The organism is Sandaracinobacter sp. T42, from assembly GCF_059115405.1.
Genome location: NZ_CM181101.1, coordinates 2,173,545 through 2,191,113 on the forward strand (window position 1 = coordinate 2,173,545; position 17,569 = coordinate 2,191,113).

General features: G+C 65.0%; 19 protein-coding genes. 5 read left to right on the plus strand and 14 right to left on the minus strand.

What is annotated here, in order from left to right; translation table 11 throughout:
* Positions 1-94 precede the first annotated feature (94 nt).
* Positions 95-1,474: a cytochrome P450 gene (locus ACW9TV_RS10580; RefSeq protein WP_494303441.1), complete on the plus strand. Its 1,380-nt coding sequence runs from the start codon at positions 95-97 to the stop codon at positions 1,472-1,474.
* Here ACW9TV_RS10580 and tgt read toward each other — a convergent pair.
* The 6 genes from tgt to ACW9TV_RS10610 are packed head-to-tail and all read right to left on the minus strand — an operon-like array spanning position 1,455 to position 5,999.
* On the minus strand, positions 1,455-2,573 hold the full coding sequence (gene tgt, locus ACW9TV_RS10585) for a tRNA guanosine(34) transglycosylase Tgt (RefSeq protein ID WP_494303442.1): 1,119 nt from the start codon (positions 2,571-2,573) through the stop codon (positions 1,455-1,457). The two genes, ACW9TV_RS10580 and tgt, sit on opposite strands and share 20 nt — an antisense overlap.
* 11 nt (positions 2,574-2,584) lie before the next feature.
* Complete coding sequence (gene queA / locus ACW9TV_RS10590) at positions 2,585-3,595, minus strand: tRNA preQ1(34) S-adenosylmethionine ribosyltransferase-isomerase QueA (RefSeq protein WP_494303443.1); 1,011 nt, start codon at positions 3,593-3,595, stop codon at positions 2,585-2,587.
* Between the two features lie 11 nt (positions 3,596-3,606).
* Positions 3,607-4,305, minus strand: coding sequence for a peptidylprolyl isomerase (locus ACW9TV_RS10595; protein WP_494303444.1), 699 nt, complete (start codon positions 4,303-4,305; stop codon positions 3,607-3,609).
* 51 nt (positions 4,306-4,356) lie between these two features.
* Complete coding sequence (coaD, locus tag ACW9TV_RS10600) at positions 4,357-4,851, minus strand: pantetheine-phosphate adenylyltransferase (protein WP_494303445.1); 495 nt, start codon at positions 4,849-4,851, stop codon at positions 4,357-4,359.
* On the minus strand, positions 4,851-5,747 hold the full coding sequence (locus tag ACW9TV_RS10605; protein WP_494303446.1) for a polyprenyl synthetase family protein: 897 nt from the start codon (positions 5,745-5,747) through the stop codon (positions 4,851-4,853). Before ACW9TV_RS10605 ends, coaD begins: the two co-directional genes overlap by 1 nt.
* A gap of 9 nt (positions 5,748-5,756) precedes the next feature.
* Positions 5,757-5,999 carry an exodeoxyribonuclease VII small subunit gene (locus ACW9TV_RS10610; protein WP_494303447.1) on the minus strand — a complete coding sequence of 81 codons (243 nt, stop codon included), beginning with the start codon at positions 5,997-5,999 and terminating at the stop codon, positions 5,757-5,759.
* 117 nt (positions 6,000-6,116) lie between these two features.
* On the opposite strand from ACW9TV_RS10610, the gene ACW9TV_RS10615 reads away from it, so the two are divergent.
* A complete protein-coding gene (locus tag ACW9TV_RS10615; protein ID WP_494303448.1) occupies positions 6,117-7,427 on the plus strand; it encodes an amidohydrolase in 1,311 nt (436 codons plus the stop codon).
* An 11-nt stretch (positions 7,428-7,438) separates the two neighbouring features.
* Here ACW9TV_RS10615 and ACW9TV_RS10620 read toward each other — a convergent pair whose 3' ends face one another.
* The 7 genes from ACW9TV_RS10620 to phaR all read right to left on the minus strand — a co-directional run bounded on the left by ACW9TV_RS10620 (position 7,439) and on the right by phaR (position 13,771).
* Positions 7,439-9,085 (minus strand): long-chain-fatty-acid--CoA ligase, encoded by a 1,647-nt coding sequence (locus tag ACW9TV_RS10620; RefSeq protein ID WP_494303449.1) that lies wholly within the window; start codon positions 9,083-9,085, stop codon positions 7,439-7,441.
* A gap of 7 nt (positions 9,086-9,092) precedes the next feature.
* Positions 9,093-9,644 carry a YceI family protein gene (locus ACW9TV_RS10625; RefSeq protein WP_494303450.1) on the minus strand — a complete coding sequence of 184 codons (552 nt, stop codon included), beginning with the start codon at positions 9,642-9,644 and terminating at the stop codon, positions 9,093-9,095.
* A complete protein-coding gene (locus ACW9TV_RS10630) occupies positions 9,644-10,228 on the minus strand; it encodes a cytochrome b (protein ID WP_494303451.1) in 585 nt (194 codons plus the stop codon). Before ACW9TV_RS10630 ends, ACW9TV_RS10625 begins: the two co-directional genes overlap by 1 nt.
* Positions 10,225-10,842, minus strand: a complete 618-nt coding sequence (locus ACW9TV_RS10635) for a YceI family protein (RefSeq protein WP_494303452.1) — start codon at positions 10,840-10,842, stop codon at positions 10,225-10,227. The genes ACW9TV_RS10630 and ACW9TV_RS10635 overlap by 4 nt, the downstream gene beginning before the upstream one ends.
* 95 nt (positions 10,843-10,937) lie before the next feature.
* Positions 10,938-11,690, minus strand: coding sequence for a SapC family protein (locus tag ACW9TV_RS10640; RefSeq protein ID WP_494303453.1), 753 nt, complete (start codon positions 11,688-11,690; stop codon positions 10,938-10,940).
* Positions 11,691-11,797: 107 nt separating this feature from the next.
* The gene (locus ACW9TV_RS10645) at positions 11,798-13,195 is read right to left on the minus strand and encodes an FAD-binding oxidoreductase (RefSeq protein WP_494303454.1); all 1,398 of its coding nucleotides are present in this window, start codon (positions 13,193-13,195) and stop codon (positions 11,798-11,800) included.
* Positions 13,196-13,207: 12 nt separating this feature from the next.
* On the minus strand, positions 13,208-13,771 hold the full coding sequence (gene phaR / locus ACW9TV_RS10650; RefSeq protein ID WP_494303455.1) for a polyhydroxyalkanoate synthesis repressor PhaR: 564 nt from the start codon (positions 13,769-13,771) through the stop codon (positions 13,208-13,210).
* 78 nt (positions 13,772-13,849) lie between these two features.
* Here phaR and ACW9TV_RS10655 point away from each other — a divergent pair, with 78 nt between their 5' ends.
* The 3 genes from ACW9TV_RS10655 to ACW9TV_RS10665 all read left to right on the plus strand — a co-directional run bounded on the left by ACW9TV_RS10655 (position 13,850) and on the right by ACW9TV_RS10665 (position 16,789).
* Positions 13,850-14,935, plus strand: a complete 1,086-nt coding sequence (locus tag ACW9TV_RS10655) for an alpha/beta fold hydrolase (protein WP_494303456.1) — start codon at positions 13,850-13,852, stop codon at positions 14,933-14,935.
* A 67-nt stretch (positions 14,936-15,002) separates the two neighbouring features.
* Positions 15,003-16,175 (plus strand): acetyl-CoA C-acetyltransferase, encoded by a 1,173-nt coding sequence (locus ACW9TV_RS10660; protein WP_494303457.1) that lies wholly within the window; start codon positions 15,003-15,005, stop codon positions 16,173-16,175.
* Positions 16,175-16,789: a hypothetical protein gene (locus tag ACW9TV_RS10665; protein WP_494303458.1), complete on the plus strand. Its 615-nt coding sequence runs from the start codon at positions 16,175-16,177 to the stop codon at positions 16,787-16,789. Before ACW9TV_RS10660 ends, ACW9TV_RS10665 begins: the two co-directional genes overlap by 1 nt.
* Here the strand turns inward: ACW9TV_RS10665 and ACW9TV_RS10670 are convergent.
* Entirely contained in the window at positions 16,778-17,422 is a 645-nt protein-coding gene (locus tag ACW9TV_RS10670) for a glutathione S-transferase family protein (RefSeq protein WP_494303459.1), read from the minus strand. The genes ACW9TV_RS10665 and ACW9TV_RS10670 overlap by 12 nt on opposite strands.
* Positions 17,423-17,569: the final 147 nt, after the last annotated feature.

Genomic DNA, 17,569 nt, shown 5'->3' on the forward strand with positions numbered 1-17,569 from the left:
CTGTCAAGCAGGGCCCTGTTGACGTTGCAGCGGATCACGCGATTGCGTATATCCACTCCGCAAAAATCAGAAGAATGTAACGAGGGAGTAATGAATGAACGCGCCAGTCGACCCGAAGCAACTGTATCCGGCCGACCTGAAGGTTCGCGGATTCGAGGATCTGGCGCATGTGCCCGGCCCGCCGCCGGCCCGTTTCAAGACATTGCGGACAATCCGGTTCCTGCGGGATCCGAAGGGTGTCATCAACGAACTGGCGAGCCAGTACGGGCATATCTTCCGCCGGCAGGATTACATGGGCTGGGGCGTCACCCTGCTGGGCCCGGAAGCGAACGAACTTGTGCTGTTCAACAAGGACAAGATCTTTTCCAGCAAGCTGGGCTGGGATCCCGTGCTGGATCAGCTGTTCCCGAACGGCCTGATGATGATGGACTATGAACCGCACAGGCAGGATCGCAAGACGCTGTCCGTCGCGTTCAAGCCAGCGCCGATGAAGGCCTATCTGACCGGGCTGAACGAAGGCATCGACAGGCGCATCGGCCGCTGGAGCAAGACGGACAGCTTCAAATTCTATCCAGCGATCAAGGATCTGACCCTCGACCTGGCGGCAGGCTCCTTCCTGGGCCTCCCCTGGGGTCCCGAAGCCCAGAAGATCAACCAGGCCTTCACCGACATGGTGCTGGCGGCTGTCGCCATCGTTCGCCGCCCCCTGCCCTTCACGCAGATGCGGCGCGGCGTGCAGGGCCGGCAGTATATGAGCGAATTCTTCGCCCGAGAGATCCCGAACCGACGCGGGAAGGAAGGGGACGACTTCTTCACCCAGTTCTGCAACGCCCGCGACGAGAATGACCAGTTGCTGGATGATCAGGCGATCATCGATCACATGAACTTCCTGATGATGGCGGCGCATGACACGCTGACTTCGTCGATCACCTCGATGGTCTATTATCTGGGCATCAACCCCGAATGGCAGGAAAAGCTCCGCGAGGAGGTGGATGCCGTTCACGCCCGCCATGGCGACGTGCTTCCCTATGAAGCGCTTGGCGAGCTGGAGCTGGTGGAAATGGCGTTCAAGGAATCGCTGCGACTGATTCCGCCGGTTCCGATGATCCCCAGGCGGGCCGTGAAGGATTTCGAGTTCCAGGGCTACAGGATCCCGGCCGGATCGGGCGTGGGCGTCAACACGCTCTATACGCACCACATGGAAGAGCACTGGCCCGATCCCGAACGGTTCGATCCGCTGCGCTTCACCACGCAAATGTCGGCAAACCGGCACAAATATGCCTGGGTGCCCTTCGGCGGCGGCGCCCATATGTGCCTTGGGCTCCACTTTGCCTACATGCAGGCCAAGGCCTTCTTCTTCCGGCTTCTGTCCGAGCGCCGAATCGTCCTGCCAGACGGTTACACGAGCGAATTCTGGATGGTGCCGATCCCGCGGCCGAAAGACGGCCTTCCGGTCAGGATGCTGCCCCGCTGAGGCGATCGAGGCGTTCCTTCGCGAACGCCTCAACCCGCCCCTGCGCGATCGCATCGCGCAGGCCCTGCATCAGCTGCTGATAGTGCCAGATGTTGTGCTGGGTCAGCAGCATCGGGCCGAGCATCTCTTCCGCCTTGAACAGGTGGTGCAGATAGGCCCGGCTGTAATGGGCGCAGGTGGGACACGGGCACTCCGCATCCAGCGGGCCGGTATCTTCCGCGTGGCGGGCGTTCCTGAGATTCAGCGTGCCATCCATCACGAAGGCCTGCGCCGTTCGGCCGGATCGCGTGGGCAGCACGCAATCGAACATGTCCACGCCGCGCAGCACGGCGCCGATGATGTCAGACGGTTTGCCCACCCCCATCAGGTAGCGGGGCTTTTCATCGGGCAGCAGTTCCGGCGCATAATCCAGCGCCTCGAACATGGCCTGCTGGCCTTCCCCCACGGCAAGCCCGCCGATGGCATAGCCTTCGAAGCCGATCTCGATCAGCTTCTCGGCGGATTCCCGTCGCAGATCCGGATAGAGGCTGCCCTGCTGGATGCCGAACAGGGCGGGTGCGGGATCGGCTTCGAACGCGTCTCGCGATCGCTTCGCCCAGCGCATCGAAAGCCGCATGGAGCGGGCGGCTTCCTCATGCGTGGCCGGGTGCTTCGTGCATTCATCGAAGGCCATCACGATATCGGAACCCAGAAGGCGCTGGATTTCGATCGAACGTTCCGGGCTGACGAAATGCTTCGAGCCATCGATATGGGACTGGAATGAGACGCCCTCTTCCGTGATCTTCACCAGGCTGCCCAGGCTCATCACCTGAAAACCGCCACTGTCGGTGAGGATGGGTTTGTCCCAGTTCATGAACTTGTGAAGCCCGCCCAGCCGCGCCATGCGTTCGGCCCCCGGGCGGAGCATCAGATGATAGGTGTTGCCCAGGATGATGTCCGCGCCGGCGGCCTTTACCTGCTCTGGGTGCTGGCCCTTCACGGTGGCGGCCGTGCCGACGGGCATGAAGGCGGGCGTGCGGATGGCGCCGCGTGCCGTTTCAATGACGCCGGTGCGGGCCCGGCCGTCGGTTGCGTGGCGCGTGAAACTGAACTTTTGCATGCCGCGCTGCCCTAGGGCAGCAGCAGCGAACTGTCACCATAGCTGTAGAAGCGATAGCCATGCTCGATGGCATGGGCATAGGCCGCCTGCATGCGCTCGAGCCCCATCAGTGCGCTGACCAGCATGAACAGGGTGCTTTTCGGCAGGTGGAAGTTCGTCATCAGTCCGTCGATGGCCCGGAAGCGGTAGCCCGGCGTGATGAAGATGTCGGTTGTGCCGGTGAAGGGTTCCAGCCCCGAGGATTCGAGCAGCCGCAGAGAGGTCGTGCCGACGGGAATGATGCGGCGGCCTTCCGCCTTCGCCGCCTTCAGCCGGGCCGAGACGTCAGGGGGCACATGCCCCCATTCGCTGTGCATGCGATGGTCGGCGGTTTCCTCCACCTTCACTGGCAGGAAGGTGCCCGCACCGACATGGAGGGTAACCGTTTCACGCTGGATACCGCGTGCGTCCACTGCCGCGATCAGCTCCGGCGTGAAGTGCAGGGCCGCGGTCGGCGCGGCAACTGCCCCGTCATGGCGGGCGAAGATCGTCTGGTAATCCTGGGCGTCGGCGGCATCGATGCCGCGCTTGCGGGCGATGTAAGGCGGCAGCGGCATCTGCCCTGCACGCTCCAGCGCCACTTCCAGCGGATCATCGCTTTCGAAGCGCCAGTGCACGTCTCCACCTCCGCCCTTCGCCAGCACAATGCCTTCAAGGCCGGCCCCGAAGAAAACGCGATCGGCAGGCTTCAGCCGACGGGAATTGCGCACGAACGACAGCCATTCATATGGCCCCAACCGCATGTGGAGCGTGACATCGATGCTGGCATCCCCCTTGCGGCCGGCCAACTGGGCGGGAATGACGCGCGTGTCGTTCATCACCAGCACATCCCCCGGCGCCAGCAGTGCGGGCAGATCGCGCACCACATGGTCGGAAAGGGCCTGGGGCCTGACCTGAAGCAGCCGAGCGGAATCGCGTGGCGACGCCGGCCGCAGGGCGATCCGGTCTTCCGGAAGCAGAAAGTCGAAATCGGAGACGCGCATGTGCGCCGGCCTCAATTCTTCGGCGGCAGGGCCTGCTGCAGCTTCGCCGCTTCTTCGGCCACAGGATCGGCCGCGGCCTTCGGCGCCGGAAACACGGGCGGTGCCTTGTTGTCCGCCGCGATCGAGGCCTGCAGGATCCGCGACGGGTTGGCGGGCGGTTCGCCGCGTTCGATCGCATCTACCCATTGCATGCCCGAAAACACCCGGCCGAACACGGTGTAGGTTCGATCCAGCCTGAGCAGCGGCTGGAACATGATGAAGAACTGGCTGTTCGCGCTGTCCGGATCCTGCGTGCGGGCCATGGAAACGGCGCCACGCACATGCGGCAGATCGTTGAACTCGGCCTTCAGGTCCGGAAGATCCGACCCGCCCTCGCCTGTGCCCTTGGGATCACCCGTCTGCGCCATGAACCCGTCGATCACGCGGTGGAACAGGACGCCGTCATAGAAACCGCGACGGGTCAGTGTCTTGATACGCTCCACATGCGCCGGGGCAACCTGGGGGCGCAGCAGGATCGCGACCCGGCCACCTGTGGACAGATCCAGATAGAGGATGTTTTCCGGATCCAGCAACGGAGACGGCGAAGTGGCGACCACCGTGGCCGGCGCCTTGCCGGCATCCGCCTTCGGCGCGGATTCATGGGGCAACTGCCCGGCAAGTGCCGGAGAAGCGAATGCCATTGCGGCGACTGCGAGCAGGAGGCGGATCATGCAAAAGGCCTCTCGCGGAAGGACTGTTTCGCCAGGCTGAACAACAAGGAATCAGCCCCTTACCGCGTTGGCGGCAATACGTGCCTTGACCTCGGCGGCGATGGCCGGCGAGACGAACTTGTCGATGGCGCCGCCGTAGGAGGCGATTTCCTTCACCAGCCGCGAGGCGATGGGCTGGAGGGCGACATCGGCCATCAGGAACACGGTTTCGATATCCGCGTTCAGCTGTTGATTCATGCCGGCCATCTGGAACTCATATTCGAAATCAGCGACGGCGCGCAGCCCGCGAACGATGATGGAGGCGCCCTGCGCTTCCGCGAAATGCATCAGAAGGGCATCGAAAGACACCACTTCCACATTGCCGATCCCGGCCGTTTCACGGCGGACATGGCCCACGCGTTCATCCAGTGTGAACAGGGGGGATTTGGACGGGTTGGTGGCCACGCCGATGATCAGCCTGTCCACCAGCTTCGCGCCGCGCGCGATGATGTCCATATGCCCCAGCGTGATGGGGTCGAATGTTCCCGGGTAAACGCCGATCCGCATCAGCGGTCCCTCTCGATTGCAAAACGGGCGATGGCGCGCAGCAGATCCGCTTCCGGGCCGAACCCCTGGAGATGGTGAATGGCCTGATCGATCAGCATCTCGGCCTGGCTGCGCGCCCGATCGACGCCCAGCAATGAAACGAAGGTGGACTTGCCCCGCCCTTCATCCTTGCGCAGCGCCTTACCCGCGGCCTGGGCATCGCCCTCCACGTCAAGGAGATCGTCTGCGATCTGGAATGCAAGCCCCAGATCCCTGGCATAGCCCCGCAGCTTCAGCCGGGTCTGCGGGCCGACCTTGCCCATGATGGCGCCGGATTCCACCGCGAAACCGATCAGCGCACCGGTTTTCAGCTGCTGGAGCCGGGTTGTGGTGGGCAGATCGAACGTTGTCGCTTCCGCTTCAAGATCCATCATCTGCCCGCCGGCCATTCCGGCCGGGCCGGATGCGCGCGCCAGTTCCAGCACCAGTTCGGATCGGACGAAGGGATCCTCATGCGTCGCTTCGTCGGCCAGAAGCTCGAACGCGACGGCAAACAGGCTGTCTCCGGTCAGAACGGCGACCGCTTCGTCAAAGGCCTTGTGCACCGTCGGCTTGCCCCGGCGCAGGTCGTCGTCGTCCATGCAGGGCAGATCGTCGTGAACCAGGCTGTACACATGAACCAGTTCGATCGCGAGCGCCACGCGAAGTGCGCGCTCCTTGTCGACGTTGAAGAGATCGCAGGCCGCGACAACCAGAAGCGGGCGCATCCGCTTCCCGCCACCGATCACGGAATAGCGCATCGCCTCGTACAGGCGGCGCCGGGGATCTTCGGGCAGGGGGAACAAGCGGTCGAAGCGCGTATCAACGGCTTCGCTGATCGCTTCGAGCGCGGGCTTCAGATGATGATTTACTTGCATGATGTCAGTTCAGCCCTGGAACGGGGCCTCGCCCGTGGGGCGGCCTTCGGAATCGATCTGGAGCTGCGCGATGCGGGCTTCCGCAGCGGACAGCCGGGCCTCGCAATGCGCCTTGAGCGACTGCGCTTCCTCGTACAGGCTGATCGCGGCTTCCAGCGGGGCATCGCCGGATTCCAGCTGCTTCACGATCGCTTCCAGACGCTGCAGCGCCGCTTCGAAACTCAGCGAGGAAATATCGTCAGTTGCGGCCATACACTCTCCACCATGGGCCTTTGGACGGCGGCGGTTGACCGGTCAAGCCGTCTGCAGCACTTGCCCGCACTTCAGCGGCGTCCTAGCGTCGGCCGACAGACTGTAAGGAGCCCTCTTTTGCGCCAGCTCGCCCTAGCCGCCCTGCTGATCTCAGCGCCGTCCGCCGCAGCCGTTCCGCTTGCCAGGGTGGCCGCGGAAGCCGACGCAGTCGAGGCGAAGGTGATCAACTGGCGGCGGGATATCCACCAGCATCCCGAACTGGGCAACCGGGAGGTCCGCACGGCTGCCCTTGTGGCGAAGCATCTGAAGGCACTGGGTTTCGAGGTTCGCGAGAAGGTGGGTGTGACCGGCGTGGTGGGCGTGCTGAAGGGCGGCAGACCGGGCGGCGTGGTCGCGCTGCGGGCCGATATGGACGCGCTGCCCGTGAAGGAGGCGACCGGCCTTCCCTTCGCAAGCCAGGCGACCGGCAGCTACAATGGCGCAACGGTTCCAGTGGCGCATGCCTGCGGGCATGATGCGCATGTGGCGATGCTGCTGGGGGCGGCAGAGGTACTTTCGAAACTGAAGGCCGAGATTCCGGGCACTGTCGTGCTTGTGTTCCAGCCGGCCGAGGAAGGGCCGCCGCCGGGCGAGGAAGGCGGCGCCCGGCTGATGCTGAAGGAAGGCGCATTTGCCGCCCCCCGACCGGACGCTGTGTTCGGCATCCATGTGTGGCCGGGGCCGGCCGGAACGCTGGCGTGGCGTCCGGGCGCGCTGATGGCCGAGGCGGACACCGTGCGCATCACCCTGACGGGTACTCAGACCCACGGCGCCGTACCCTGGCGCGGGACGGACCTGATCGGCCAGGCGGCGACGACGGTTCACGAGCTGAACCGGCTGGTGACGCGGACGATCGATCCGACGCAGACGCCGACGGTTCTGACGATCGCCACCATCAATGCCGGGCTTCGGCACAACATCATTCCCGACAAGGCCGAACTTTCCGGTACCCTGCGGACATTCGACCTTGCCCGGCGCGACCAGTTGAAGGGCCAGATCGAACAGGTGGTGAAAGGGATCGCAGCCATCCATGGCACAGAGGCGAATGTCAGTTTCACGACCGCCGGCGCCCTCACCAGCAATGAACCGGCACTGTCGACCTGGATCGCCGGCCCGCTGGCAGAGGCGGCTGGCGGCACGGATCGCATCGCCCCGGACGCCCCGCCCGTGACCGTTTCCGAGGACGTGAGCCTGTTCATGAACGAGGTAGGCGGAGTCTATTACTTCCTGGGCATCAGCCCTGACGGCGTTGCCCCGCGGGATACCCACCCGAACCACAGCCCCTTCTTCACCGTGAACGAGGCCGCGCTGAAGACGGGCGTGAAAGCGCATGTCCTGTCCGCGCTGCGCTTCCTTGAACAGCAGCCCCGGCGGGAGGCGGGGCGCTAGGCCCCAGGCACTTACGCCCCGGCCTTCGCCCGCTCTTCCGCTTCCAGTTCCTTGCGGCTGAGTTTTCCGATCATCGTCTTGGGCAGGCTGTCGCGGATTTCCACGGCGACGACACGCTCATGCTTGCCGATGTTGCTGTTCAGCCATTTCAGCAGTTCCTCGGCACCAACGGTCGCGTCATCCGCGAGTGTCACGAACGCCTTCGGCCTCTCGCCCAGATAGGGATCCGGCACGCCGACCACGATGGCCTCCTTCACGGCCGGATTCGAGTAGAGCATATCCTCCACCTGGCTGGGGAAGACCTTGAAGCCCCCCACGATGATCATGTCCTTCAGGCGATCAACGATGCGGTAATAGCCATCCCCGTCGACCTCGGCGACATCGCCCGTCCGCAGGAAACCGTCCTGGAAGACACCGACATTGTCGCGTTTCCAATAGCCCTTCATCATCTGGGGGCCACGAAAGGCGAGCTCCCCGCTCTCGCCGGGGGTTGCGATCTTCGCGGGATCATCCTTGTCCAGCAGGCGGATTTCCGTGCCGGGCAGCGGCTGGCCGATGGTGCCCGGCTTGCCGCCCGAATAAGGGTTGGCCGACACAACGCCCGAACTTTCGGTCAGGCCATAGCCTTCGATCAGCCTGGCGCCCGTCGCGGCCTCGAAAGCCTTCTGAAGCGGCTCGGGGCATGGCGCCCCGCCCGAGATGCAGATGCGGATGGAGCTGAGATCATAACGGCCGAGTTGGGGATGATCGAGCAGCGCACGATACATTGTGGGCACACCGGGAAGTGCCGTTATCCTTGTCCGCTGAATGGCTTCCAGCGCGGCCTTCACTTCGAACTTCGGCAAGAGCACCATCTGCGCACCCTTCAGGATGGTGCGGTTCATGATGCAGGTGTGCGCAAAGATGTGGAACAGCGGCAGGGCCGCCAGGATCCGGTCCGGTGCGTCCGGCTTGTCATCGATGGCGTTCACCTGCTGCGCATTGATCGACAGGTTGGTATGGGTGAGCATGGCGCCCTTCGGGGTGCCGGTCGTGCCGCCCGTATATTGCAGCAGCGCCACTTCATCCGGCGTGGGCGACAGCCCCTGCAGCTGGAATTCGGGGCCGGACAGCAGGCTGGCAAAGGGGATATGCTGGTCATCCCGATCGAAGCGGCTCCGCTCGCCGCGCTTGAACAACCGGTAGAGAGCCGACTTCACCGGCGGCAAGGCTTCGGCCACGTTTCCGATCACCAGCGTCTTCAGGCGGGTCGATTTCAGCACGGCCTCGATCGACGGCAACAGGGCCTTCACGTCCAGCGTGACCATCACGTCGGCCTCGCTATCTTCCACCTGGTGGCAGAGTTCGTCGACCGTATAGAGCGGTGAGAAATTGGCGAGCCTGGCCCCCGCCGTCCAGGCGCCATAGGCGGCGATCACATATTGGGGGCAATTGGGCAGGAACAGGCCCACTGTCGACCCCGGTCCAACCCCGATGGCCCGAAAGCCCGCCGCTGCCTTCCGCACCCGGCTCGCCAGCTCTCCGTACGAGATGACGGCGCCCATGAAGTCGATTGCCGGCGCGTCCGGCAGCCGCGCTGCGGTGCGGAACAGCAGATCCGGCATCCAGCTGGGTTCGAACACCGTTTCGAGCGGAGTCGGGTGATCATATCTGGTCATAATCGTGTCAGGGCTTTCGGGTCGCTGTTAGGTGGATCCTGATGGGAACCGGAAAGGCGACCCATGCCCCCGGGGAGTCGCTTTCCATTCCGATCCTGAATTGCCGGCGATCAAGCACGGTCTGGCCTGTCATGACGGCCGTGTTGCCCTTGATCGCGAGGGTGAAGGGAAGCGAGACCGGCACGCTGACCCCACGCAGGCCGAGCGTCCCCTTCGCCAGATACTGGCCAGGCTTCACTTGTGTGATGCTTGTCGACTGGAAGCGCGCGACAGGGCTCGTCTTCACGTCGAACCAGTCCGGGCCCGGCAGGCTTCCGTTCACGGTCCTGTCACCTGTCGTGGCTGCCGACAGGTCGATGGCCACATCCACCCGGGCCTCGGCCAGCTTCGCCGGATCGAAGCGAATGGCTGCCGTGAACTTCGGGAAGCGGCCCTCGACAGGCTCGCCATTCCAGACGGGCGTGAAGAGGATGCTCGACTGCGCCGGTACCACGGCCCAGTTGCTGGCGGCCGCCGGTGCAGCCGCCAGCAGAAGCAGGGAAACGGTGACGGTGCGCATCAGCCGACCGACTTGCGCAGGAACGGCAGCATCCGTGCCAGCACATCATCCCTGTCGAGGAAATGATGCTTGAGCGCGCCACCGACGTGCAGCACGAACAGGCCAGCCCCGATGAACGCCATCACTTCATGCGCCTCGGATGCCGCGCCGCTGATTTCGGCGCTGGCGGCAACAGGCAGATGCGGCCATTCGAAAAGGCCGAAGTACAGCGTGGGGAAGCCCAGCGGGCTTGCCGACACCATCAGCCATCCGGACAGCGGCACAAGGATCATGACGGCGTAGAAGCCGACATGCGTGGCCTTCGCCAGCAGCCGTTCCAGAGGTGTCATGTGCGCGGGAAGCGGCGGCACCCCTGTGCCAAGACGCAGCGCCAGACGCAGCAGGCTGAGCATCAGCACCGTCAGGCCGAAGCTCTTGTGCAGTTGCACGATGGTGAAGCCCAGTTGTTTCTGCGCCGCCGTGGCGTCAGGTTCCAGCAACCCCTCGATCAGCAGTCCGCCGACGAAGTTGCCGATGATGAGGAGCGCGATCAGCCAGTGAAGCGTGATCGCTGCGGCGCTGTAGCGGCTGCGCGCCGCGCTCATTTCTTGAAGAACTCCGCTTCGATGATCACCGTGATCTCGTCACCCAGCGGGCCCTGCAGCGCGCTGGAGCCGAAATCGGACCGCTTGAAGCTGCCGGTAGCGCTGAACCCGAGGGCCGGGATCTTGCGCATGGGGTGTTCCTTCGCCCCGTTCAGCGTGACATCCAGCGTGACGGGCCTGGTGACGCCCAGCAGCGTCAGGTCCCCTGTCAGCTTGCCGGTCGTTGCGCCGGTCGCCTTGAGGGCGGTCGATTTGAAGGTGATCGTGGGGAACTGGCCTGCCTGAAGGAACTTTTCCGCGATCACCTTGTCGAAATCCTCCTTCTCGGGGAAGGGGAAGTCGGTGCGGACGGATTTCGGATCGATGGTGACGCTGACAGCCGAGTTGGTGGGCGCCTTGGGATCCAGTGTGACCGTCGCATCGAAGCTGGCGAAGCGAGCCGTGTAGTTGGACAGCCCCATGTGGTTGATCTTGAAGGTCAGGCTGCCGTGCGTCTTGTCCAGCCCATATTCCCCGGCGGGCACATTCAGCGGCGCCGCCTGCGCCTGAAGCGGGGCGGCGGAAGCCATGGCAAACATCGCCACAGCCGCGATCATCGAATTGACGAACTTCATCTTCTGCCTCCTGCATCACGGAAAGGGATGCAGGATGCTAGTCGGCGCCCCCCCGGCGGGCAAGGCCAGCCGGGGGGAACTTCAATCCTGACCTGTCAGGCGGCGGGAAGTTCGGGGTTCGCCATGCCGAACAGGGTGCGCATCTGCGACAGCGAGAAGAGGTGTGCATAGACGAGGCCCAGCATGCCGTTCTGCACCATCTTGCGGGCCTGATCCCCGCGGATGTTCTGCAGCTTCTGCTCGTCGACCATCCTGAAGCCAGCGAAGGTCGCAGGCTGATCCATGCCCGGGTTCTGGATCTGGGCCTGGCCGTCCATCAGCAGACCCAGCTTGTTCAGTTCGTCCATGAAGCTCTTGGTGCGCGCGATGGCCTGTTCGAACTGCTCGCAGAACTGGAGCACATTCTTCGTCACCTGCGAGGGCTGCTTGTCGGCATCGAACAGCTTGTTCTCGGCACCTTCGGCAACCAGGCCGGCAAGGTCGTCAAACACCAGGCTCAGCACGTTGGCGTCGGGCGTCAGGCGAGCCAGCATGAACGGGTGGCGGCGGATGTAGGCCGGGATGTAGGCACCTTCGGTCCATTTGCCGTCGGCGTCGACGAACAGGTTTTCACCTTCGCGCAGGCCGACAAGCGCCAGCGGCACGCCTTCCGAGCCTTCGGAAAAGACGATCGGATAGTTGCGCTGGGCCGAAACGAATTCATCGACGGTGATCGGGATGGCATGCGTGGCGCGGGCGAACTTCAGATCGGTCCGTTCGACGAGGCCGTGATTGGCGTGCAGGTCAGAGGTCAGCGGAATCAGGTTCTGGTAAAAGAGCGGAAGCTGCGCTGCGGGTTGGCTGGCCATCTATAAATCCTGCTTGCTGCTGTGAAAGATGCCGGGTGGTTCGCCACGGCATGCCGATTTTGGCCGGGGTCTAGCGCGGCAACCGGCCGGGCGCAAGCAAGCGGCCGTCAGGCGAAGAGCTTGCCCGGATTGAGGATGCCGCGCGGATCGAGAGCCGCCTTGATCGCCCGCATCGCGGCCAGCTTCGCGGGATCGCCAAGCCGCGCAAGCTCGGCCGCTTTCAGCGTGCCGATGCCATGTTCGGCTGAGATCGAACCATGGAAACGCGCGATCAGGTCGTGCAGCTGCGTGCGGGCCTGTTCGCCGTCCCGTTTCAGCCAGCCTGGCGGCGCGTCGGCCGGCGGCAGGATGTTCCAGTGAAGATTGCCATCGCCCAGGTGGCCGAACACGAAGGCCCGCGCGCCCGGATGGGCAGCCTGCAAAAGGCGCACGGCTTCGGCATGGAACGCCGGCACATCGGCCACGGCGACGGAGATGTCGTTCTTCACCGCCCCTCCGTTTCGTTTCTCAGCCTCCGGGATGGATTCCCGGATCGCCCACATCGCGTCTGCCTGGGCTTCTGATGTGGCGATCACGGCATCGTCCGCCTCGTTAGCCTCGATCGCGGCCGCCAGAACCGATTCCATCACCTCGGCCGGCGCGGCGAGCTCGATCAGCACATGATAAGGATGAGAGCCAGGAAGCGGCGCCCTGAGGCCGGGCATCTGGTGCAGGGTCAGGTCGTGCGCCTCGGCGGAGATCAGTTCATAGCTTTCAACCGTTTCGCCGGCTTCTGCGCGCAGACGACGCAGCAAGGCCAGTGCCTGTTCCGCCGTCGCAAGGCCTGCCCAGGCGGTGCTGCGCTGCCTGAGCGCGGGCGCAAGCCGCAGGGCGACACGGGTGACGACACCCAGCGTTCCTTCCGCCCCGATCAGCAGCTGCTTCAGATCATAACCGCTGTTGTCCTTGCGGAGCGCGGACAGCTGGTTCAGCACCGATCCGTCGGGCAGGACAACCTCCATCCCCAGCACCAGCGCCCGCATGGTGCCATGGCGAAGCACCTGAACCCCACCCGCATTGGTCGAAACCAGCCCGCCGATTGTTGCGCTGCCCTTCGCACCCAGCGAAAGCGGAAAGCGGCAGCCGGCCTGTTCCGCAGCCGAGTGCACATTGGCCAGGATGGCGCCTGCGCCGACAACCATCGACAGCCCGGCGGGATCGATGCCTTCGATCGCATCCATGCGGCGCAGCGACAATACCGCCACGGGCCTGTCCGCCAGCGGTTCCGGCACGCTGCCGCCGACAAGGCCGGTGTTGCCGCCCTGCGGCACCAGCCCGACGCCATGCCGGCCTGCCCAACGGACGATCTCTGCCACATCGACCGTGCTGCGCGGCAAAAGAAGCGCATCCGCCCTGCCCGTCTTCTGGCCGCGCCAGTCCGTCAGGTGCGGGGCAAGATCCACGGGCGACGTTCGCACCACGTCGGATGGCAGTTCCGCCCATGCGGCATCCGGAAGGCTGGACATTGCGGGCCCGCCTCAGTCCTTCGCCAGCTTGTCGATCCGGGCCTGCAGGGCACGAAGTTCCGCCTTCAGGGCCTTCACATCGTCGTCGCCCTCCGGCGCGGTTTCGGCCTTGGGTGCGCCCGGCGCGGTTCCCCACATGTCTGCGGCGGCCTTCATCATCGCCATGTTCTGGCGGGCCAGCGCCTCGAACGGGTTCGACCCGCCAGCCATCATGCCCATCATGGTGCTGCGCACCTGTTCCTGGTTGCGGCGGAAGGCTTCCATGGAAGCCTCAAGATAGTGGGGCACCATCGCCTGCATCTGATCCCCGTACATGGCGATCAACTGGCGCAGGAAGCTGACGGGCAGCAGCGTCGTTCCCCGATTTTCTTCCTCGACGATGATCTGGGTGAGCACGCTGTGGGTGATGTCGACACCCGACTTCGCATCCACCACCTTGAACTCGCGGCCCTGGCGCGTCATCGCCGAAAGATGCTCGAGCGTGATGTAGCTGGAGCTTTCCGTGTCATACAGGCGGCGATTGGCGTATTTCTTGATGATGACGGGGGCGGTATCGCCTTCGGGGGATTGGGGCATGGGTTCCGATCCGGGAGAAAATGATATGGCAACCGACTTAGCATGTGCAGCAAGGGCCCGCAAACGGCGCGCGCGGCCATGCTGCGCAGCATCGGCAGCCGCATGACTGAACAGCGCAAGAGCCGGGGGCGCGGGCCGCACCCGCTGCCCATGTTCCTGTCGCTCGTCACCCGCCGGCTCGGCGATGATCCCGAACGGCTGCGGGCGGTTCTGGACGGACTGAACCGGTATCAAACCGCAGCAAAGACAGAACCGATGCCGCAGATGCCGGCACTTGCCCACAGGGGCGGCGTGCGGCTGCTGGATGTAGGCGGACCTCCGACCGGGCCCCTGCTGGTGGTGATTCCCTCACTCATCAACGCGCCGGCCGTGCTGGATCTGGCACCGGGCCGGTCGCTGGTCCGCCATCTCGCGGATGAAGGGCACCGGGTGCTGCTGCTGGATTGGGGGCCCATGGGGCGCAGCGAACGACGACTGGGCATGGCCGGGCTGGTTTCCGCGCGGCTGATGCCGCTGTTGAGGCAACTGCCGGGGCCGGTTTCCCTGCTGGGCTATTGCATGGGCGGCACGCTGGCCGTGGCGGCCGCGCAATTGCTGGGCGCGCGGTTGAACCGGCTGGCCCTGATCGCGGCGCCCTGGCATTTCGACGGTTTCTCCGCCGAGGCCAGACACGCCGCGCTGGAGACATGGTCTGCCATCCGGCCCCTGGCGACAGGCCTTGGCGCAGTCCCCGTGAGCCTGCTGAATCCGCTGTTCTGGAGCCTGGACGAAGATGCGGTTCTGGCGAAGTTCGAGGCGCTCGCCCGTCGGCCGCCGGACGATCCGCATGTCGGATGGTTCGCCGCGGTGGAGGACTGGGCCAACAGTGGCGCCCCCCTGCCCCTTCCGGCCGCGCGGGACATGTTCCTGAAGGCCTTCGGGGCGGACTGGATCGGGCGCGGACTGTGGCGGGTTGCCGGCCAGTCGATCGATCCGGCATCGATTGCAGCCCCGATCCTGGATTTCGGCGCCACGAAGGACCGGATCGTGCCGCCGGCTGCGCGGTTGCGGCGCGCCGGTATCGACCGGCGCGACGTGGAGTCAGGCCATGTCGGCATGGTGGTCGGTTCCGCTGCGGCGGAAACGCTGTGGGGCCCGCTTTCAAACTGGCTGCACGGCCGCTAGAGCGGGCGGTAACGGCCCTGACGGCGGCGCGCTGCCCCGGGGTGACTGGAACCGAAAGGACGCTTCGATGACCGATGTCGTGATTGCCGCCGCCCGCCGCACCCCTGTGGGCAGCTTCATGGGCAGCTTCGGCACTACGCCGGCGCATGTGCTGGGCAAGGCCGCGATCGAGGCGGCGCTGGCCGACGCGGGTGTTTCCGGCGCGGACGTGGGCGAAGTGATCCTGGGCCAGGTTCTGACGGCGGCGCAGGGCCAGAATCCGGCGCGGCAGGCTTCCATGGCGGCGGGCGTGCCGCAGGAAGTGCCCGCATGGGGCGTGAACCAGGTGTGTGGTTCGGGCCTGCGCAGCGTTGCGCTGGCGGCGCAGGCGATCCGCAACGGCGATCATGCGATCATGGTGGCCGGCGGGCAGGAATCCATGTCCCTTTCCACCCACGCGCAGGCGCTGCGCGCCGGGCAGAAGATGGGCGCGCTGGAACTGGTGGACACCATGATCAAGGATGGCCTCTGGGATGCCTTCAACGGCTACCACATGGGGGTGACTGCGGAAAACATCGCGGAACGCTATCAGATCAGCCGCCTCGCGCAGGATGAATTCGCCGCGCACAGCCAGAACAAGGCCGAAGCCGCCCGCAAAGCCGGCCGGTTCCGGGACGAGATCGTCCCCGTGACCCTGAAGGGCCGCAAGGGCGATGTGGTGGTGGACAGTGACGAATATATCCGCGACGGCGCGACGGTCGAGGCGATGGCGGCGCTGAAGCCCGCTTTCAAGAAGGACGGCAGCGTTACCGCAGCCAACGCTTCCGGCCTGAATGACGGGGCTGCGGCGCTGGTGCTGATGTCGGCGGCGGAAGCCGCCCGCCGCGGCGCGCCGGTGCTGGCGAAGGTGAAAAGCTGGGCATCAGCCGGCGTCGATCCGGCTGTTATGGGGCTGGGGCCGATCCCTGCATCACGAAAGGCGCTGGAAAAGGCTGGCTGGAGCGTTTCCGACCTGGATCTGATCGAGGCGAATGAAGCCTTCGCCGCCCAGGCGCTGGCGGTGGGCCAGGAACTGGGGATCGACCCTTCGAAGCTGAACGTGAACGGCGGCGCAATCGCCATCGGGCACCCGATCGGCGCGTCAGGCGCGCGAATTCTGGTGACGCTTCTGCACGAAATGCAGCGCCGCGATGCGAAGAAGGGCCTTGCCACGCTGTGCATCGGCGGCGGCATGGGCATTGCCCTGACCGTGGAGCGCTGATGACGGCCGGCGAAGCGATTGCAGGCGAGGAACTGGCGCCGGCACGGCTCAACCGGCGGCCATCCCCCCCCGGCGAGGGCGAGGCGATCCTGTGGCAGGGTCGCCCGCGCATGCTAACGCGCAAGCTGTGGGAACTGGCCGGCTTCCTCCTGCTGCTGAGCCTGCTGACCTGGACCGCCATGGAGCTGATCCGGCCGCATCTGGCGGGCTCGCATTTTGCCGGACAGCCCCAAAATCCCTCGCTGCCGCTGATCCTGATGATGGTGGCAGGCATGGTGATGATCATCGCCCTTCCCATCTGGCTGCGATCAAGCGCCAGGGCACGGGCGCATTACATGCTGACAAACCGCCGTGCGCTGGTGTGGGTGGGCGGCCGCATCGCGGGCGAGGTGCAGCTGTTCGGGGCGGACATGGAATCCGACGCGCAGGAACTGCGCTTCGCCGCGCCGCATATGTATCTCAGCTGGCGCCTGAAAGACGAGGGCGCTGACCGGCTCCGGTTCGAGCAGATCCCGGATGCACCTGTGGTCGCCGCGCTGGCCGAGGAACATGGCGCCCGCTGGCTGAACCGCGCGGACGACGCAGCGGCGGCTGGCCCGTCGTCAGGCGGCTGAGGACGGGCGTGCCTTGATGCGGGCGTGATAGGCCAGCACATTTGGATGCTCCTCCCCGGCGCGCAGGTTCACCCATTTGGCGAAATCGATCGCGACGAAGGCGGTGATGTCCGCGATGGTGAAGCGATCGATCGCGACATGGTCCCGCCCCTCCAGCCGCCTCTCAAGCCTGTCGAGCCAGTGCCGGGCGAGCGAAAGCCCGCGTTCGGTGAGCCCCGGGATGCGCGGCGTGGCCGGGGCAGCGCCTGCTGCACCGCGTTCGGAATAGGCTTCGGCTGAATTGCGGAAGGCGGCCGCGATGTTGAAAAGGCCTTCGAATTCCATCTGGCGTTGCTGCTGCTCGACTTCGGCCTGTTCCCATGGCGTGCAGCCGAAAAGATTCGGTTCCGGATTGAGCGCTTCGAAATAGCGGCAGATGGCGATGCTTTCATCCAGCACCCTGCCGTCCTCCAGCACCAGCGTCGGAACCACGCCGCGCGGATTGATCGCCAGATAGGCCGCAGACAGATTTTCCCCCGACGGAATGTCGACCGGCACCATGGAGATGTCGATCCCCTTCTCCGCAAGGAAGATTCGCACCCGACGCGGATTGGGGGCCTTTGCCATGTCATAGAGTTTCATCGGTCTTTTCATTCCTCCCGATTGTCGTTATACGCGCGCCCACCATGCAAGGTCACGTCTTCAAACAGTTGATGCGACGCGGCTGACCGCCGCGCGCCCCGCATATGGGCGCAGCGCGGCGGGCGGGTGGCTGGCGGCCATCCGGCGGGGCTGAAGCCC

Bases quoted from the DNA above. Each gene is read 5' to 3' on its own strand.
- ACW9TV_RS10580 (WP_494303441.1), top strand. From the start codon at position 95: ATGAACGCGCCAGTCGACCCGAAGCAACTGTATCCGGCCGACCTGAAG.
- tgt (WP_494303442.1), bottom strand. From the start codon at position 2,573: ATGCAAAAGTTCAGTTTCACGCGCCACGCAACCGACGGCCGGGCCCGC.
- queA (WP_494303443.1), bottom strand. From the start codon at position 3,595: ATGCGCGTCTCCGATTTCGACTTTCTGCTTCCGGAAGACCGGATCGCC.
- ACW9TV_RS10595 (WP_494303444.1), bottom strand. From the start codon at position 4,305: ATGATCCGCCTCCTGCTCGCAGTCGCCGCAATGGCATTCGCTTCTCCG.
- coaD (WP_494303445.1), bottom strand. From the start codon at position 4,851: ATGCGGATCGGCGTTTACCCGGGAACATTCGACCCCATCACGCTGGGG.
- ACW9TV_RS10605 (WP_494303446.1), bottom strand. From the start codon at position 5,747: ATGCAAGTAAATCATCATCTGAAGCCCGCGCTCGAAGCGATCAGCGAA.
- ACW9TV_RS10610 (WP_494303447.1), bottom strand. From the start codon at position 5,999: ATGGCCGCAACTGACGATATTTCCTCGCTGAGTTTCGAAGCGGCGCTG.
- ACW9TV_RS10620 (WP_494303449.1), bottom strand. From the start codon at position 9,085: ATGACCAGATATGATCACCCGACTCCGCTCGAAACGGTGTTCGAACCC.
- ACW9TV_RS10625 (WP_494303450.1), bottom strand. From the start codon at position 9,644: ATGCGCACCGTCACCGTTTCCCTGCTTCTGCTGGCGGCTGCACCGGCG.
- ACW9TV_RS10630 (WP_494303451.1), bottom strand. From the start codon at position 10,228: ATGAGCGCGGCGCGCAGCCGCTACAGCGCCGCAGCGATCACGCTTCAC.
- ACW9TV_RS10635 (WP_494303452.1), bottom strand. From the start codon at position 10,842: ATGAAGTTCGTCAATTCGATGATCGCGGCTGTGGCGATGTTTGCCATG.
- ACW9TV_RS10640 (WP_494303453.1), bottom strand. From the start codon at position 11,690: ATGGCCAGCCAACCCGCAGCGCAGCTTCCGCTCTTTTACCAGAACCTG.
- ACW9TV_RS10645 (WP_494303454.1), bottom strand. From the start codon at position 13,195: ATGTCCAGCCTTCCGGATGCCGCATGGGCGGAACTGCCATCCGACGTG.
- phaR (WP_494303455.1), bottom strand. From the start codon at position 13,771: ATGCCCCAATCCCCCGAAGGCGATACCGCCCCCGTCATCATCAAGAAA.
- ACW9TV_RS10655 (WP_494303456.1), top strand. From the start codon at position 13,850: ATGCTGCGCAGCATCGGCAGCCGCATGACTGAACAGCGCAAGAGCCGG.
- ACW9TV_RS10660 (WP_494303457.1), top strand. From the start codon at position 15,003: ATGACCGATGTCGTGATTGCCGCCGCCCGCCGCACCCCTGTGGGCAGC.
- ACW9TV_RS10665 (WP_494303458.1), top strand. From the start codon at position 16,175: ATGACGGCCGGCGAAGCGATTGCAGGCGAGGAACTGGCGCCGGCACGG.
- ACW9TV_RS10670 (WP_494303459.1), bottom strand. From the start codon at position 17,422: ATGAAAAGACCGATGAAACTCTATGACATGGCAAAGGCCCCCAATCCG.